This window comes from Gluconacetobacter sacchari (genome assembly GCF_014174255.1).
Lineage (GTDB): Bacteria > Pseudomonadota > Alphaproteobacteria > Acetobacterales > Acetobacteraceae > Gluconacetobacter > Gluconacetobacter sacchari.
Genome location: NZ_JABEQJ010000002.1, coordinates 214,238 through 230,061, shown reverse-complemented (window position 1 = coordinate 230,061; position 15,824 = coordinate 214,238). Strand labels below are relative to the sequence as shown.

Genomic DNA, 15,824 nt, shown 5'->3' with positions numbered 1-15,824 from the left:
CCCATGACCGGACCGGACTGGCGCGAAGCCGGCTTGTCGCATATCTGGCTGCCCTACACCCAGATGCACACGGCATCGCCCCCCCTGCCCGCGACGACGACGGCGGGGTGTCGGATCCACCTCGCCGACGGGCGGAACCTGGTGGACGGAATTGCCTCGTGGTGGACCGCGTGCCATGGCTACAATCACCCGCATATCCGCCAGGCAGCCATCGACCAGTTGGCGCGCATGCCCCATGTCATGCTCGGCGGGCTGGTGCATGAACCCGCGCTGCGCCTGGCGCGGCGGCTGGCCGACCTGCTGCCGGGCGACCTGGAGCGCGTCTTCTTTTCCGATTCCGGTTCGGTCGCGGTCGAGGTCGCGATCAAGATGGCGATGCAATACTGGCTGAACCGGGGCCAGAAGGCGCGCACCAGGCTGGTGGCCTTTCGCGGCGGCTATCACGGCGACACATTGGCGACCATGGCGGTATGCGACCCCGAGGAAGGCATGCACAGCCTGTTCGCCGGCATCCTGCCCCAGCATTTCATCACCGACCTGCCCAGCGACGACCAAGCCACAGCCGCGCTGGAACGGCTGATGGAGGCCGAGGGGCAGCACGTGGCGGCGATTCTGGTCGAACCGCTGGTCCAGGGTGCCGGCGGCATGCTGTTCCACGACCCCGCGACCCTCCGGCGCCTGCGCGAGATCGCCGACCGGCATGGCGTGCTGCTGATCCTGGACGAGATCTTTACCGGCTTCGGCCGCACCGGCACGATGTTCGCATGCCAGCAGGCGGATATCGTGCCCGATATCATCACCCTGTCCAAGGCGCTGTCCGGCGGCACGGTCCCGCTGGCGGCCACCGTGGCGCGGCGGCACGTCTTCGCGGCCTTTCTGTCGGACGACCCGATGCGTGCGCTGATGCACGGCCCGACCTTCATGGCCAATCCGCTGGCCTGCGCCTGCGCCAACGCCTCGCTGGATCTGTTCGAGAGCGAACCGCGCCTGGAACAGGTCGCGGCGATCGGCATGCAGATGCGCGATGAACTCGCGCCCTGCCGTCACCTGCCGGCGGTACGCGATGTGCGGGTGCTGGGGGCGATCGGCGTGGTCGAGCTGGAGCGTATCAGCGACATGAACCGCCTGAAGGCCAGGCTGCTCGACCAGGGGGTATGGGTCCGCCCATTCCGGACGATCGTCTATCTGACGCCCGCCTTCACGATAACGAAAGACGAGCTGGGCCACCTGACTCGGGCTATTCGTACCGTCCTCGCCGAAGCTCCCTGAAAACGGGCATCAGGGACCGGCGCCACACGCCGGCCCCTTGCGGGATCAGGCTTCGACCGGCGTCAGTTCCGAATCCGATCCGGGGCGGTGCTTTTCGGCCGCGGCGTCCTCGCCGCCCTCCTCGGGCGCCTCGTCGCTGTCAGTCACGGCGAGCGGACGCTGGCGGACATGCCGTTCCTGGCGGTCCTGCTGATTCTGCTGCGCCGCCTGGGCCATGGCGTTGAGGATGCGGAAATAATGTTCGGCATGCTGGAAATAGGCCTCGGCCATTACGCGGTCGCCCGCACCGCTGGCATCGCGCCCCAGTTGCAGATATTTCTCGAACAATTGCTGGGCGGTGCCGCGAATACGCAGGTCCGGCCCATTACTGTCGAAGATATGGTTACGATTGAGGGGGATCTGGCCGTTCTGCTGGCGTACACTTCCGCCACCGCTGCCGCCCGTACGATGGTTTCGGCCCCGCATGCGTTTCATGTTCATAGGCTGTCGCAGCACTTTCCTGTTAACGGTCGCCGTTTTCCCGCGACCGCCGGGGCCATCCATCCCCTATTGTCATTCTGAGTGCCTGGCGTGCAGCCCGGCATCTGACCCCGCGACATGATGCAATGACCCGGATACCTGCACGTACCCGTGCGGTCATTTCAGTTTTCATGCATTCAGGATCGGCATGCGGCACCTCGGAAAGGTAAAAACCCCCGCCCGCATTCCGTTGGCAATCTATGCCCTTATATCCGGTCTGCCAAATGATTTTTCGCTTGCGCGTGCCCCGATGCGTCGATCCGGCCGATGGCGCATCAATACAGCGCGGGGAATCCCCCCCAGATCGGCGCGAATATCCACGATTTCCAGTCCGGATCGCCGTGCCAGGGACGGCACGCTGTGCTCCTGGCCGATCCCGATCTCGAAAACTGCAATCCCGTCATGCGCCAGAAGCAAGGGTAAGGTCTCCGTCAACTTCCGATAGGCGTCGAGTCCATCCGTTCCGCCATCCAGCGCGCGGGCGGGCTCGTATTCCCGGACATCGGGCATCAGGCCGGCCAGATCGCGTCGCGGGATATAGGGCGGATTGCTGAACACCACGTCGAACGTACCGCGAATCGACGACGCCCAATCGCCGGCCAGCATCGCGCAGCGGTCGTCCAGCCCCGCGTGCCGGGCGTTGCGCGCGGCCAGGCGGGCGGCATCGGGGGCGATATCCACCCCCACTCCCCAGGCCGCGCGATATTCACTCAACGCCGACAGGAGCAGGCACCCGGTTCCGGTTCCCAGATCCAGCACGTTGCGAACCCGCGCACGGTCGGGACGGTGTTCCAGCAGGGCCTCGATCAACGTTTCGCTGTCGGCGCGGGGGATCAGGGTCGCGGGCGAGGTTTCCAGTTCCAGCGACCAGAAGCCAGCCCGCCCCGTAATATGCGCCATCGGCTCGCGCGCCGCGCGGCGCCGCACCGCCGACAGGAAGGAGGTCCGACCGGCATCGTCGATGCGCGTCCGCGCCAGCAGGCCGGCCAGATCGGTGCCGAGCACGTGGGCCATCAGCAGCCGCGCCTCGCGACGCGGATCGTCCACGCCCCCGTCGCGCAGACGCGCACCCGCCCAGGCCAGGCAAGCCCGCAGATCGGCCTCGTCGTCCGGCGCGGCCGGTGTGTCCTCTTTCATTTCAGGCCGGATCCGTCCTACTCTGGTCGCATGACGCGGCTGCCTCATTCATGGACAATCCTCGTGTTTCTGGGCGGCCTCGCGGCCTTGACGCTGGTGGGCCGACCGGCCCGGGCAGGCAGTTTCGTCGTCGTCGACGGCCGCGCCGATAACGAGATTTCCGAAATCTCCCGCCTGTATGTCGACGACCAGCTTGCCGCCACGATCCGACTCGACGCCACGTTGCCGCAGCGATCCGTCCGGGTCGAGACCGCGGCGGGGCGCGCCAACCACACCTATGCGCTGTGCGGCGAAATTACCATACGCCTGCCCGATGGCAGAACCGAGACGCACGAGGTTAATGGCGGCGGTATCCTGCATCGTCCGGAAGGGCGCACGCTGAACGCGCTGGGCACGCGCAATTTCACCGAATTCTATCTGGCCGACCCCGACGACCCGACAGTGGTCGAGCGCCAGCCCGGCCGCTCGTCCGTCTGTTCGGTGCCGACATCCTGAGACCTCCTACAGGCCCTCGGCGGCCAGCAGGCTGGCCTGTTCGTCCTGGATCAGCGCATCGATGAATTCGTCGAACTCACCCAGCATCACGCGGTCGATCTTGTAGGCGGTCAGGTTGATGCGGTGGTCGGTCACCCGGCCCTGGGGGAAATTGTAGGTGCGAATCCGCTCCGACCGATCGCCCGTCCCCACCTGCGACTTGCGGTCGGCGGCGCGGCTGGCATGGGCGGTGGCGCGCTCGCGCTCGTACAGGCGCGCCATCAGAATCTTCATCGCCTTGGCACGATTCTTGTGCTGGCTCTTTTCTTCCTGCATCGCCACCACCACGCCGGTCGGCAGGTGGGTGATGCGCACCGCGCTCTCGGTCTTGTTGACGTGCTGCCCGCCGGCACCCGAGGCCCGGTAGACATCGATGCGCAGGTCGCTCTCGTTGATCTGGACATCCACCTCGCCCGCCTCGGGCAGCATGGCGACGGTCACCGTCGAGGTATGGATGCGGCCCTGGCTCTCGGTCGCGGGCACGCGCTGCACCCGATGCACGCCCGATTCATATTTCAGGCGGGCGAACACCCCGCGCCCCGCGATGGTGGCCATCCCCTCGCGCAGGCCGCCCAGTTCCGATTCGTCGAATTCCATCACCTCGAAACGCCAGCCGCGCAGGGCCGCGTAACGGCGATAGGCATCGAACAGCTGGGCGGCGAACAAGGCGGCCTCGTCCCCCCCGGCAGCCGGGCGAATTTCCAGGATCGCGCTGCGCTCGTCGGCTTCGTCGCGCGGCAGCATGGCGATACGGATCTCATGGCGCAGGTCCGCGATCCGGCCGCGCAATTCGCCCAGTTCCGCCTCGGCCAGTTCGCGCATCTCCGGGTCGGCCAGCAGGGCTTCGGATTGAAGCGCTTCACGCTCCGCCTGGCGTAGCGCGCCGATCCGGCTGACGACGGGCTCCAGTTCGGCATATTCGCGCGATGCCTTGCTGAACGCCTCGCCCACCAGTCCACGGGCGAGGGCATCCTGCAATTCTTCCGACCGGCCAACGATCCGGTCCAGCCTGTCGTCGAGACTCATGGCTTAGCAGCCGGCCGTCCCGGCCAGATAGGGCGCGACAGCATCCAGCGCCAGTTCGGCCTGCGCACCATCATCCAGCGCCTTCACCTGGGCCACGCCACGCGCCACCTCATCATCGCCGATCAGCACCGCATGGGTGGCTCCGATGCGGTTCGCCCGTTCCAGCCGCCGCTTCGCATTGCCGCGATAGGCGATTTCCGCCCGCACGCCATGCGCGCGCAAAGCCTGCAACAACGTGACCGCCGCACCGGTCGCGCCCTCGCCCATCGGCACCACGGCCACCGGGCGTGGAGCCTTCGGCGCGTCGTCCAGCAGCAGGGCCAGCCGTTCGATCCCGCCGGCCCAGCCGATGGCCGGCGTGCGCGGGCCGCCCATTTCGGCCACCAGCCCGTCATACCGGCCGCCGGCCAGCACCGTGCCCTGGGTGCCCAGCTTCCCGGTCACGAATTCGAAGGTCGTATGCCCGTAATAATCCAGCCCACGCACGATGCCCGGATTTTCACGAAACGGCACGCCCAGCAGATCCAGCGCCGAACGCAGGTCATCCCAGAAAATCCGGGCATCAGTGGTAAGAAAGGCGCCGATCAGCGGCGCGCCTGCCACCAGCGCCCGGTCCTGCGGTGCCTTGCTGTCGAGAATGCGCAGCGGATTGCGCTCCAGCCGGGCGCGGCTGTCCTCCGACAACTGGTCCCGGCACTCGGTGAAATAGGCGATCAGCGCGGCACGCCATGCGGCGCGGCTTTCGATATCGCCCAGCGTATTCAGTTCCACCACCGCGTCGTCGGCAATACCCAGCGCCTTCAGGATGTCGCGGCCCATCGCGATCACCTCGGCATCGGCCAGCGGTTCGGCCGCGCCGATCAGTTCGGCACCGATCTGGTGAAACTGGCGGTACCGTCCCTTCTGCGGGCGTTCGTAGCGGAACATCGGCCCGGCATAGAACACTTTCTGCGGCAGGGACTGTGTCAGGCCATTGGTCACCAGCGCGCGGCACACGCCCGCCGTTCCCTCGGGTCGCAGCGTCAGCGATTCGCCACCCCGATCCTCGAAGGAATACATCTCCTTCGACACCACGTCCGACGTGTCGCCCAGCGACCGCGCGAAGACGCGCGTATCCTCGAAGATCGGGGTGGACCATTCATCGAAGCCGTACAGGCCCGCGATGCGCCGCGCGGTGTCCACCACATGGGCATGGCGCCGCTGCGCCTCGCCGATCAGGTCATGTGTGCCACGGACGGGTTGCAGGCTGCTCACGGATCGATGTTCCTGTTTGTGAATCGTCATGGCGTTCCGCCCCGAGAGGGCGGAACGCGCTGGCCGAGGAGGGTGGCCCCTACTGCGCGGCGACGGCCGCTTCGGCCTTCGCGGCCTCTTCCTCGGCCCGGAGGATCTCGGCCTTCTTCTCGACCATCTCGACGATATGGTCGATCATCGAATCCGCCGCGATCGTGTGGTCCTGCCGACCGGCGGCATAGACCATGTGGCGGCCCGAACCGCCGCCGGTCACGCCGATATCGGTCATCAGCGCCTCGCCCGGCCCGTTGACCACGCAGCCGATGATCGACAGCGTCAGCGGGGTCTGGATATGCGCCAGACGCTCTTCCAGCGTCTGCACGGTCTGGATCACGTTGAAGCCCTGCCGCGCGCAGGACGGGCAGGAAATGATCTTGACGCCGCGATGGCGCAGGCCCAGCGATTTCAGGATATCCCAGCCGACCAGCACCTCCTCCTCGGGTTCCGCCGACAGCGACACGCGCATCGTGTCGCCCACGCCGGCCCACAGCAGGTTGCCCAGCCCGATCGAGGACTTGACCGTGCCGGCCCGCTTGCTGCCCGCCTCGGTGATGCCGATATGCAGCGGATGGTCGCAGACCTCGGCCAGTTGCTGGTAGGCGGCGACGGCCATGAAGACGTCCGACGCCTTCACGCTGATCTTGAATTCGTGGAAATCGTGATCTTCCAGGATCTTGGCATGCTCCAGCGCGCTTTCGACCAGCGCCTCGGGGTTGGGCTCGCCATATTTTTCCAGAAGATGCTTTTCCAGCGAGCCCGCATTCACCCCGATGCGGATCGAGCAGCCATGGTCCTTGGCCGCCTTAACCACCTCGCGCACGCGCTCGGGGCTGCCGATATTGCCCGGATTGATGCGCAGGCACGCCGCTCCGGCCTGCGCGGCTTCGATCGCGCGCCGGTAGTGGAAATGGATGTCCGCCACGATCGGCACGTTGACCTCGCGCACGATCTCGGCCAGCGCGGCGGTGCTTTCCTCATCGGGGCACGAGACGCGCACGATATCGACACCCGCCAGTTCCGCCCGCCGGATCTGCGCGATCGTCGCCTCGGCATCGGTCGTCAGCGTGTTGGTCATGGTCTGGACGGTAATCGGCGCGTCGCCGCCCACCGCCACCTTGCCGACATGGATCTGCCGCGACTTGCGCCGTTCGATATACTGATAGGGACGATAGCTGCTCATTGTCTGCCCTCCGGATGAGGCGATGATAACATTGTTCTCTCCGCCGGCATGACGGCGCACCGCCTTTCCATGCATGCTTCCTGCCAAAAACCGTCCCGTTTGGCCAGACCGCGCCTGCCCGGCCATGCTCCGCTCACCGGCCGCTCGTCCCTGGTGCCGGCGGCGGCGTGAGGGACTCCCCTCCGCCATCCCCATGGGACGGCACGGCGGCCCGGGCCGCCGGTGCCGCCGGTGCCACGATCCCGCCACTGCGAACGGCCTCGCGCGTCAGCGGCAGGTTGCGTCGCACCGCGCCATTACGGCCCAGAGGCTGCGTCGTCACCCCGTCGGCGCTGATCACCAGCCCGCCGGCATTGCCGACCGTCAGCAGAAGGTCCCCCTTGTCCTGCGGCGCGGTCCAGCTTTCGCCCGCTTGCAGGATATGGTCATAAATCACGGGTCCGCCCGCAACCCTGACCTGTACCCAGGTCTGGGCCGAGGCGGTCAGGACGATCTGGCCGGTCGGCGCGGCAACCGCGTCCGCCGGCGCAGGCGCGACCGCGGGAGCAGCCGGTCCCGCGGCGCCTTCGACCACCGGCGCCGGTGTCGGCACCGGCGTCCGGACGGGCGCGGGCGGCATGTCCCCGTCGGTGATCGCGGATTTCTCCGCTCCCGACAGGGGGCGCGGCGGAACCGGCGCGCGTTCCGGCGGCAGGACGGACGCGACCTGCGGCGAGGTCGGTGCCGGATGCGTCATACCGGGAATGGCCGAAAAGACCGACGGCACGGGCTGCGGCACCGACGATTGCCCGTCCGTCATGCGATACCAGCCGACATAGGCCAGGACGATGATCACCCCGCCCAGCAGCACCATCACGCCGACCGGCATCGAACCGCTGGAGGCCGGGGCGGGAAAGGACAGTTCGGGCCTGCAATCGATGCTGCCCCGCGCCTCGGCCTTGAAACGCGCGACCAGCGCCTCGGCATCCAGGCCCAGCGCCTGGGCATAGGTGCGCAGGAAGCCGAGCGTATAGACGTTGCCCGGCAGGTCCTTGACCCGGTCATCTTCCATCGCCTGGAGATAGGACAGGCGGATCCGCAGCCAGGTCGCGACGTCGGGCAGCGCCCAGCCCAGTTGCTCGCGCCGGGCCCGCAGGGTCGGCCCGACGCCCGCGGCCGCCCGGGCGGCGGTGTCGGTCATCGTCGCTCGGGTGGCCTCCTCACTCACGACTCACCCGTGGCGAGGTCGCGCCGCACCAGCGCGTCAACGGCCTGTTCGACCAGTTCGGCGATGATGGCGGCGACCGGCTGGACGGACGTGATCATGCCGACCGACTGCCCGGCCATCACGGAACCGTTTTCCACGTCGCCCTCGATCACCGCCCGCCGCAGCGAACCCGCCCAGAAATGCTCGATATCGAGCTGTGCGGCCTCCTTCGTCAGCTCGCCGTCCAGGAAGCGGCGAATCGTCTCCGCCTGATGGCGCAGGAAGGCGCGGCCGCCCTCATTGGACAGGCCACGCACCGGAATGACGGGAAACCGCTCGTCCAACTGCACCGACGTCACCGCGTCGCGCGCGCTGGCGCGGACGAAGGCCGCCTTGAAGCGGTCATGGGCGATGCTTTCCGCCGAGGCCGCGAAACGGGTGCCGAGTTGCGCGCCGGCCGCCCCCTGTTCCAGATAGGACAGGATCGCCTCGCCCCGCCCCAATCCACCCGCCACGAAGACCGGCACCGAGCGAATATGCGGCAGCACCTCCTGCGCCAGCACGGTCAGCGAGACCGGCCCGACATGCCCGCCGGCCTCGGCGCCCTCGATCACCAAGGCGTCGACACCCAGCCGGACCAGCCTTTTGGCCAGGACCAGCGCGGGGGTGAAGGCGATGACCCTCGCCCCGCCATCCTTCAGTGCCCGGATCGCCGGGCCGGGCGGAATGCCGCCAGCCAGCACGACATGCGAGACTTCGGCCGCCAGGCACACCCGCACCAGGTCGTCCAGGCGCGGATGCATCGTGATCAGGTTGACGCCGAAGGGCCGGCTGGTCAGGGCCTGGGTGGCGGCGATTTCCTCAGCCAGGCGGTCGGGCTCCATCGCCCCGCAGGCCAGCACGCCGAAGCCGCCGGCATTGGAAATGGCCGATACCAGGTTTCGTTCGCTGACCCACGACATGGCGCCCGCCATGATCGCGACCTCGCTGCCCAGAAAGGCGGTGCCGGCCGCCCACAGGCGGTCCAGGCGGGCGCGGGCGGCGGCCCGTTGCGTCGCACCTCCCGACGGGTGCGTCATCGGCATTTCCATCAGCGTCAGGCCGCGTCGAGGCCGTAGGCCGTGTGCAGCGCGCGCACGGCCAGTTCGGTATATTCCGCCGCGATCAGCACCGACACCTTGATCTCGCTGGTCGAGATGACCTGGATATTGATGTTGCGGTCCGACAGGGTCCGGAACATCAGGTTCGCCACCCCGGCGTGCGAACGCATGCCGATACCGACCACGCTGATCTTCACCACGTCGTCATCCGTCACCAGTTCGCCGTACTGGATGACGTCGCGCGACGATTCCAGCGACTGGATGGCACGCGCCAGGTCGCTCTTCGACGTGGTGAAGGTCATGTTCGTCAACCCGTCGGCGCCGGTACTCTGCACGATCATGTCGACATTGACGTGGGCGGCCGTCAGCGGGCCGAAGATCGCCGCCGCAATTCCGGGACGGTCCGGAATCCGCCTGACCGACAGCTTCGCTTCGTCGCGCGAATAGGCAATGCCGGCGACCAGTTCCTTTTCCACGATCTCGTCCTCATCCACCACTAATGATCCTGGCAGGTTGCCTTCCGACGGGGCGGGGCCGTCGACGAAGCTCGACAGCACCTGCACCCGCACCCGTTCCTTCATCGCCAGTTCGACGCTGCGGGTCTGCAACACCTTGGCCCCGACCGACGCCAGTTCCAGCATTTCCTCATAGGTGATCTTATCCAGCTTCCGCGCCCTCGCAACAATGCGCGGATCGGTGGTGTAGATCCCGTCGACGTCGGTATAGATATCACACCGATCGGCCCCGATGGCGGCCGCGATGGCGACTGCCGAGGTATCGGATCCGCCGCGCCCCAGCGTGGTGACTCGCCCGTCGGCGGCGATGCCCTGAAATCCGGCGATCACCGGCACCTGGCCCGCCCGCATGCGCGCCGCCAGCGTCTCGCCGTCGATCGAGGCGATGCGCGCCTTGCCGTGCGCCGCGTCGGTGCGCAGGGGAATCTGCCAGCCAAGCCATGACCGCGCATCGATCCCGATGGTCTGGAGCGCGATGGCCAGCAGGCCGCTGGTGACCTGCTCGCCGGTCGCGACGACGGCGTCATATTCCCGCGCATCGTGCAGCGGCGACAATGACTGGCAATAGCCGACCAACTGGTTGGTGACGCCCGACATGGCCGAGACGACCACCGCGACCTCGCACCCGGCCTCGACCTGCTTGCGCACTTTTTCCGCCACCGCGCGAATTCGGTCCAGGTCGGCCACGGAGGTGCCGCCGAATTTCATGACGATGCGCGGAGCGGGACGGGACATCGAAAGGGCTCTCCAGTTCGGCGCACGGGCCGTTCCAGCCCGCCTCAGGCCGCTGGGGCATCGGACGGGGCATTGCGGTTATCTGCAAGGCGCGTCACATACCCTTCCGCCGCTGCGCCGTCCAGCGGCAGAAGCCAGATGCGGAGGTGCTGACGCCATGCAGGTCAACGATTCGGTCCGTTCGGACGGTCCGTCCGTCGTTCCGGACGAAATCGCCCGCTTCAGCGCCCTGGCCGATCGCTGGTGGGACCCGTCCGGTCCCATGCGGCCGCTGCATGCCATGAACGGCCTGCGCCTGGACTGGGCCCGCCGCCACCTGCCCGCCCCGCGCGCGGGGGAAAGCGCGCCGGTGACGCGCCTGCTGGATGTCGGCTGCGGCGCGGGCCTGGCCAGCGAGGGGCTGGCCCGCATGGGCTATGACGTGCTGGGCCTGGACGCGTCGGACGCCGCGATCGCGGCCGCGTGCGCGCATATGCAGGCCCATCCTCTGCCGCCGGAAGCGGGTCAGTTGGCCTATCGCGCCGGCAGTGCCGAGGATCTGCATGCCGAAGGTGCGCGCTTCGACGCGATCACCGCGCTGGAAGTGATCGAACATGTTGCCGACCCGGCTGCCTTCCTGCGCCTGCTGGCCGGGATGGTCGAACCCGGCGGCGTCATCATCGTCTCGACCCTCAACCGCACGTTGCGTTCTCTGGCGATGGCGAAGATCGGCGCGGAATATATTCTGCGTCTGCTGCCGGTGGGCACCCATGAATGGCGGAAATTCATCACGCCGGCCGAACTCGGCACCTTTGCCGGCCAGGCCGGCGTGCGGGTATCGGATATCGCCGGCATGACACCGGGCCTGGGCGGCTGGCGCGAAAGCCGCGATTTGGGTGTCAATTACATCGCCAGCCTTGCCGTGCCGGGATAACCCGGCACGGCGGTCCGCCTGTCAAAGCTTGAGAAACGCGAAGGTCGTCGGGCTGCCGACCGCGGTGAAATGCCAGGTGAAATCCAGCGCGCCGGTTTTGGGGTCGACACGGAACGACGTGACGGAATCGCTGCGCTGGTTGGCGCAGAACAGAAACGTGCCGGACGGGTCGAACATCATGGCCCGACCATAATCCGCATGCATCCACACTTCGTCGATCAGCGTCAGCAATCCGTCCGGGCCGACGCGGAAGACGGCCAGCGAATCGCCCAGCCGGTTCGATGCATATATGTACCGCCCGTTGGGCGACAGCAGGATGCCCGCCGCCAGCGTGCTGCCCTGGAAATAGGACGTGACGGTGCTGACCTTCTGCTGCGGCGTGATCGCACCGGTCGCGGGGTCGAAGCTCGCCACGATGATCTTGGAATCCTGTTCGCACAGGATGTAGAGCATCCGCCCGTCATGGCTGAAGGAGAAATGACGCGGCGCCGATCCCGGCATCACCGACAAAAAGGGCTTCGCGGCGGGCTTGAGCTTGCCCGTCGCCAGATCCAGCGTCCAGACATAGACCCGGTCCAGCCCGGCGTCGCAGGCCAGGACGAAGCGCCCCGACTGGTCGCTGGCCACCATGTGGACATGCGGCCCGGAATGGTCGCTGACCGCGAAATTGCCGGGCGGGTTGTCCTCGGCCCGTTCGGGCATGCGCGGGCCGGAATTCCGCACGATATCCGTCGGCTCCCCAAGGCTGCCGTCCGGCCGGATGGGTAGGACGCCCACGCTGCCGCCGACATAATTGGCCACCAGGACATAGCGGCCGGAATGATGGACGCTGAGATGCGCCGGAACCGCCCCGCCCGACGAGACGACATTCAGCCGGGTCAGCTCGCCCGAAAGATGATCGACCGAAAATGCCGTGACGCTGCCGTCGGGCTTGCCGTTGAAATCGTCGATCTCGCTGAGCGCGTACAGGAACCGGCTGTCGGCGGACAGCGTGATGAAGGACGGGCTGGCGATGTCCATGAAGGTCGAGATCGGGGCCAGCACGCCGCTCGTCCGGTTCATCTCGAAGAGCGCGATCCCCTGCCCGTTCCCGGCCCCACCCGGCGGCGCGTGTTTGTTGTAGCCGCCGATATAGCACAAGGTCCGCTCCCGGGGCGGGATCGCGGCCCGGGCCGGCCCGAGGCTGGAAAGGGGAATGCCGGAGGCAGCCAGGCCCGCCAGCAGGCCGCGACGTGAAATGGGTAGCTTCATTTTGTTGCTTTTCCCGGCCAAAGAGACAGAAAGCGACCATCAGGGCATCTGGCAGCGTGCGCCGATCGTGCCGCCGTAGCGTGTCCATGTGTGGGTTTCGCCAAAGAGTGGAATGCCCACATAGCCCCTTAGTTTCAGCACCCCGTCGCGCGGCGACCAGATCTGGGCCTGATAGACCTTGCCGCTGTCGGGGTCGAGGATATGTCCGTTCCAGCGCGCCGCATCGTCCTCATCGGGCACGAACCCGGTCAGCATCAGCAGGCCGCATTCCGATCCCCCGTCCCTGGCCCTCGGAATCTCGCCGGTATAGCGCATGCCGATCAGCCGGCCGCAGAGTTCCCCGCCGCAGGGCTTGATCTCGAAAACGCCGTCATGCTGCCTGGTTTCCCACTGTCCCAGGACGGGCGAGGCGTCTCGCCCCCCCACGGTCTGCGCGGCAGCCGCCGGATGCGGGGTCCCCGCCAGAAGGCCCAGCGCCGCCAGAGCGGCCAGAGGCCGCCAGCCCCGGCGCTGCCCGCGCGGCGGCGACGTCATGCCGGCCCGTCGGTGCGTTCTGTCATGCATGCGTTCCACCTTGATTACGGTCCCGGGACCCGCCCTTCCCTGCGTGCGATCAGCCGTCGGCGCGTGGCACCCATGGTATGGCCATGATCTCGACCCCCTCGTCGGCCAGCCGGTCGCACTCCTCTTCCGACGCCTGCCCGTAGATGCCCCGCCGTTCCCCGTCACCACGATGGATCTTCAACGCCTCGTCGGCGAATTTATCGCCGACATCCTCGCATCGTTCCTCGACATCGCGCCTCAGGCGCTGCAAGGCGGCCAGCATCGCGGCGGGCATGACGGGCCCGCTCTCCGGGCGCGCCGGCGCGATCGCGGGCGCCCGAGCCGGCGCGGTCCGCACCGCCGGAGTCATGAGGGCACGGGACACATTCGGCGTTCCGCATTGCGGGCAGGAGAGCAGGCACCGGCGCGCCTGGTCGTCGAACGCGGCGCTGCCGGGAAACCAGCCTTCGAATTCGTGGCCCATGCCGCATCGCAATTGATAACAGATCACGCCCGCCCCCGCTGCCCGGTCAGGCCGCCCGCAGCAGCGGATCGAGTTCGCCCCGCCGTTCCAGCGCCATCAGGTCGTCGCAGCCGCCGATATGCCGCCCGTTGATGAAGATCTGCGGCACGGTCGTCCGTCCGCCGGAGCGCTCTCTCGCCTCCAGCCGCTCGGCCGTGTCGTGCAGGGCACGGATTTCGGTGAATTTCATGCCCTTCTGTTGCAGAAGGCGCACGGCGCGGACGCAATAGGGGCAGCCGGGCTGGGTATAGATTTCGATGCTGGGCATTCCGATCCCCGAACAAGGACAGTAACCGATTCTGAAGACATAGCGCATTTGCGCCGGCGCACTATACCGCTACCCGACGGACAATCTCCAACCTTCCACGACTGCCCGTCCCGGATCCGGAGCACGCGCGGCAACCAGCACGTCCACCGACGCCGCGCCGGCCGCCGTCGCCGCCCGCGCGCAGGCGCCCAGGGTCGCGCCGGTCGTCATCACATCGTCGACCAGCACGATCCGTCGCCCCGCCAACCCATCGCGGCGCGACGGGCGGGCGGCGATCGCCTCCCGCAGAACGTCCTGGCGCGCCCGCGCGCCCAGGCGTGCCAACGGCGGCGTCCCGCGCAGGCGGACCAGCGCATCCGGCAGCACCGGCAGACGGACGATCCGGCCGATCGCCGCCGCCAGCAGCCCGGCCTGATTATAGCGGCGATGGAACAGGCGCCCCCGGTGCAGCGGCACCGGCACCAGCAGATCGGCGTTTTCCAGCATGTCGCGACCCGCCCGCGCCATATGGCGGGCCAGCAGCGGGGCCAGATCGGTCCTGTCGGCATATTTCAGGCGCAGGACCAGGGCGCGCGACCGCTCGTCATAGACCAGCGCGGCCCGTCCGTGCCGCCAGGGGGGAGGCACCTCCAGGCACGGCGCGCAGACGCGGCCCCCGCCGCCTGGGGCCGACGCGGCAAAGGACTGGCCGCATTGCGCGCAGCACGGGTCGGCAATAAAGCGCATGGAGCGGAAGCAATCCGCGCAGAGCAGCCCCGCGCGCTCCACCGGCTGATGACAGACGGGGCAATCAGGTGGCAAAAGCAGATCGAGCATGCGCGCGGCCATCCGCCGGGGCAGATCGCCCGGGCCGCCCCGCCCCGATCGAGTTTCCCCCGCTTCCGGTATCGTGCCATCCATCACGCAAAGGTGCCATTGGCATCGCCCATCGGGAAGGGCACATGCGACCCATGAACGATCCTGTGATTTTCGATCGTACCGCCGTGCGCCGCCATCGCGATCGCGCGGCCCCGCTGGTGCATGCGGTCGCGCCCGTCCTGGAGGACATCGCGGACCGGCTGCTGGACCGGCTGGACGACACGACCTATCGCTTCAGCGCGGCACTGGATATCGGCGGGCGCGGCGTGATCGGCCGGCAATTGCGCGCGCGCGGCATCGACAGCGTCGTGTCCTGCGACCTGTCGCCACGAATGGCACGGATCAATGGCGGCACGGTCCTGTGCGCGGACGAGGAATGGCTGCCCTTCGGGCCCGGCACATTCGATCTGGTCGTGGCCAACCTGTCGCTGCACTGGGTCAACGACCTGCCGGGCGCGCTGGCGCAGATCCGCCACGCGCTGAAGCCCGACGGGCTGTTCCTGGCCAGCATGCCCGTCCTGCCCACCCTGGCGGACCTGCGCCGCGCGCTGACCGAGGCCGAATGCGCGCTGACCGGCGGCGCTGCCCCCCGGGTGTCGCCCTTTCCCGACCTGCGGGACTGCGCGTCCCTGTTGCAGCGCGCGGGCTTCGCCCTGCCGGTCGCGGATGTGGAAATACTGACCCTGGCCTATCGCTCCGCCATGGGCCTGCTGCGCGACCTGCGCGCGGCGGGCGAGACCAACGCCCTGCGCTTGCGCAGCCGGCAGATCCCATGGCCGGCCCTGTTTCCCTCCGCCCTGGCCAGCCTGACGCCGGACGAGGACGACGCGCCGCTATCCGTACCGCTGCGGGTGGCCATCATGACCGGCTGGGCCCCGGCGGCCAGCCAGCCCAGACCGCTCCAGCCGGGCGCCTTCACGATCTCTCTTGAGGAAGCAATCAAGAATATCGAGTAATAATTTGATTATAAAAGA

At 67.8% G+C, this 15,824-nt stretch carries 17 protein-coding genes; 4 read left to right on the top strand and 13 right to left on the bottom strand.

Annotated elements, in window-relative coordinates:
- The first annotated feature begins 3 nt into the window (after positions 1–3).
- Positions 4–1,269: an adenosylmethionine--8-amino-7-oxononanoate transaminase gene (locus tag HLH48_RS02785; protein WP_182995970.1), complete on the top strand. Its 1,266-nt coding sequence runs from the start codon at positions 4–6 to the stop codon at positions 1,267–1,269.
- 45 nt (positions 1,270–1,314) lie between these two features.
- On the opposite strand, the gene HLH48_RS02780 is transcribed toward HLH48_RS02785, so the two are convergent.
- Both HLH48_RS02780 and prmC read right to left on the bottom strand, forming a co-directional pair.
- Positions 1,315–1,749 carry a DUF4167 domain-containing protein gene (locus HLH48_RS02780; protein WP_182995969.1) on the bottom strand — a complete coding sequence of 145 codons (435 nt, stop codon included), beginning with the start codon at positions 1,747–1,749 and terminating at the stop codon, positions 1,315–1,317.
- Positions 1,750–1,986: 237 nt separating this feature from the next.
- Positions 1,987–2,925 carry a peptide chain release factor N(5)-glutamine methyltransferase gene (prmC, locus tag HLH48_RS02775; RefSeq protein WP_182995968.1) on the bottom strand — a complete coding sequence of 313 codons (939 nt, stop codon included), beginning with the start codon at positions 2,923–2,925 and terminating at the stop codon, positions 1,987–1,989.
- 63 nt (positions 2,926–2,988) lie between these two features.
- On the opposite strand from prmC, the gene HLH48_RS02770 reads away from it, so the two are divergent.
- Positions 2,989–3,420, top strand: coding sequence for a hypothetical protein (locus tag HLH48_RS02770; protein WP_408871442.1), 432 nt, complete (start codon positions 2,989–2,991; stop codon positions 3,418–3,420).
- 6 nt (positions 3,421–3,426) lie between these two features.
- Here the strand turns inward: HLH48_RS02770 and prfA are convergent, their stop codons facing one another.
- The 6 genes from prfA to HLH48_RS02740 all read right to left on the bottom strand — a co-directional run bounded on the left by prfA (position 3,427) and on the right by HLH48_RS02740 (position 10,494).
- Positions 3,427–4,485, bottom strand: a complete 1,059-nt coding sequence (prfA, locus tag HLH48_RS02765) for a peptide chain release factor 1 (protein ID WP_182995966.1) — start codon at positions 4,483–4,485, stop codon at positions 3,427–3,429.
- 3 nt (positions 4,486–4,488) lie between these two features.
- Entirely contained in the window at positions 4,489–5,739 is a 1,251-nt protein-coding gene (gene hisS / locus HLH48_RS02760) for a histidine--tRNA ligase (RefSeq protein WP_182995965.1), read from the bottom strand.
- A 79-nt stretch (positions 5,740–5,818) separates the two neighbouring features.
- Positions 5,819–6,958: a flavodoxin-dependent (E)-4-hydroxy-3-methylbut-2-enyl-diphosphate synthase gene (ispG, locus tag HLH48_RS02755; protein WP_182995964.1), complete on the bottom strand. Its 1,140-nt coding sequence runs from the start codon at positions 6,956–6,958 to the stop codon at positions 5,819–5,821.
- A 133-nt stretch (positions 6,959–7,091) separates the two neighbouring features.
- Positions 7,092–8,138 carry a helix-turn-helix domain-containing protein gene (locus tag HLH48_RS02750; RefSeq protein ID WP_182995963.1) on the bottom strand — a complete coding sequence of 349 codons (1,047 nt, stop codon included), beginning with the start codon at positions 8,136–8,138 and terminating at the stop codon, positions 7,092–7,094.
- 23 nt (positions 8,139–8,161) lie between these two features.
- A complete protein-coding gene (locus HLH48_RS02745) occupies positions 8,162–9,223 on the bottom strand; it encodes an NAD(P)H-dependent flavin oxidoreductase (RefSeq protein WP_246386738.1) in 1,062 nt (353 codons plus the stop codon).
- A gap of 17 nt (positions 9,224–9,240) precedes the next feature.
- Entirely contained in the window at positions 9,241–10,494 is a 1,254-nt protein-coding gene (locus HLH48_RS02740; protein ID WP_182995961.1) for an aspartate kinase, read from the bottom strand.
- A gap of 157 nt (positions 10,495–10,651) precedes the next feature.
- On the opposite strand from HLH48_RS02740, the gene ubiG reads away from it, so the two are divergent.
- Positions 10,652–11,407, top strand: coding sequence for a bifunctional 2-polyprenyl-6-hydroxyphenol methylase/3-demethylubiquinol 3-O-methyltransferase UbiG (gene ubiG, locus HLH48_RS02735; protein ID WP_182995960.1), 756 nt, complete (start codon positions 10,652–10,654; stop codon positions 11,405–11,407).
- 21 nt (positions 11,408–11,428) lie between these two features.
- Here ubiG and HLH48_RS02730 read toward each other — a convergent pair whose 3' ends face one another.
- The 5 genes from HLH48_RS02730 to HLH48_RS02710 form a co-directional block, all read right to left on the bottom strand.
- The gene (locus tag HLH48_RS02730) at positions 11,429–12,658 is read right to left on the bottom strand and encodes a lactonase family protein (protein WP_182995959.1); all 1,230 of its coding nucleotides are present in this window, start codon (positions 12,656–12,658) and stop codon (positions 11,429–11,431) included.
- Between the two features lie 39 nt (positions 12,659–12,697).
- Entirely contained in the window at positions 12,698–13,222 is a 525-nt protein-coding gene (locus tag HLH48_RS02725; RefSeq protein WP_182995958.1) for a DUF2147 domain-containing protein, read from the bottom strand.
- 49 nt (positions 13,223–13,271) lie between these two features.
- Positions 13,272–13,712: a DUF1178 family protein gene (locus HLH48_RS02720; protein ID WP_182995957.1), complete on the bottom strand. Its 441-nt coding sequence runs from the start codon at positions 13,710–13,712 to the stop codon at positions 13,272–13,274.
- A 19-nt stretch (positions 13,713–13,731) separates the two neighbouring features.
- Positions 13,732–13,992 carry a glutaredoxin 3 gene (grxC, locus tag HLH48_RS02715; protein ID WP_182995956.1) on the bottom strand — a complete coding sequence of 87 codons (261 nt, stop codon included), beginning with the start codon at positions 13,990–13,992 and terminating at the stop codon, positions 13,732–13,734.
- 69 nt (positions 13,993–14,061) lie between these two features.
- Entirely contained in the window at positions 14,062–14,808 is a 747-nt protein-coding gene (locus tag HLH48_RS02710; protein WP_182995955.1) for a ComF family protein, read from the bottom strand.
- A 125-nt stretch (positions 14,809–14,933) separates the two neighbouring features.
- Here HLH48_RS02710 and HLH48_RS02705 point away from each other — a divergent pair, with 125 nt between their 5' ends.
- The gene (locus tag HLH48_RS02705) at positions 14,934–15,806 is read left to right on the top strand and encodes a methyltransferase domain-containing protein (protein ID WP_182995954.1); all 873 of its coding nucleotides are present in this window, start codon (positions 14,934–14,936) and stop codon (positions 15,804–15,806) included.
- Positions 15,807–15,824 lie beyond the last annotated feature (18 nt).

Bases quoted from the DNA above. Each gene is read 5' to 3' on its own strand.
- HLH48_RS02785 (WP_182995970.1), top strand. From the start codon at position 4: ATGACCGGACCGGACTGGCGCGAAGCCGGCTTGTCGCATATCTGGCTG.
- HLH48_RS02780 (WP_182995969.1), bottom strand. From the start codon at position 1,749: ATGAACATGAAACGCATGCGGGGCCGAAACCATCGTACGGGCGGCAGC.
- prmC (WP_182995968.1), bottom strand. From the start codon at position 2,925: ATGAAAGAGGACACACCGGCCGCGCCGGACGACGAGGCCGATCTGCGG.
- prfA (WP_182995966.1), bottom strand. From the start codon at position 4,485: ATGAGTCTCGACGACAGGCTGGACCGGATCGTTGGCCGGTCGGAAGAA.
- ispG (WP_182995964.1), bottom strand. From the start codon at position 6,958: ATGAGCAGCTATCGTCCCTATCAGTATATCGAACGGCGCAAGTCGCGG.
- HLH48_RS02750 (WP_182995963.1), bottom strand. From the start codon at position 8,138: ATGACCGACACCGCCGCCCGGGCGGCCGCGGGCGTCGGGCCGACCCTG.
- HLH48_RS02745 (WP_246386738.1), bottom strand. From the start codon at position 9,223: ATGACGCACCCGTCGGGAGGTGCGACGCAACGGGCCGCCGCCCGCGCC.
- HLH48_RS02740 (WP_182995961.1), bottom strand. From the start codon at position 10,494: ATGTCCCGTCCCGCTCCGCGCATCGTCATGAAATTCGGCGGCACCTCC.
- ubiG (WP_182995960.1), top strand. From the start codon at position 10,652: ATGCAGGTCAACGATTCGGTCCGTTCGGACGGTCCGTCCGTCGTTCCG.
- HLH48_RS02730 (WP_182995959.1), bottom strand. From the start codon at position 12,658: ATGAAGCTACCCATTTCACGTCGCGGCCTGCTGGCGGGCCTGGCTGCC.
- HLH48_RS02725 (WP_182995958.1), bottom strand. From the start codon at position 13,222: ATGCATGACAGAACGCACCGACGGGCCGGCATGACGTCGCCGCCGCGC.
- grxC (WP_182995956.1), bottom strand. From the start codon at position 13,992: ATGCCCAGCATCGAAATCTATACCCAGCCCGGCTGCCCCTATTGCGTC.
- HLH48_RS02710 (WP_182995955.1), bottom strand. From the start codon at position 14,808: ATGCTCGATCTGCTTTTGCCACCTGATTGCCCCGTCTGTCATCAGCCG.
- HLH48_RS02705 (WP_182995954.1), top strand. From the start codon at position 14,934: ATGCGACCCATGAACGATCCTGTGATTTTCGATCGTACCGCCGTGCGC.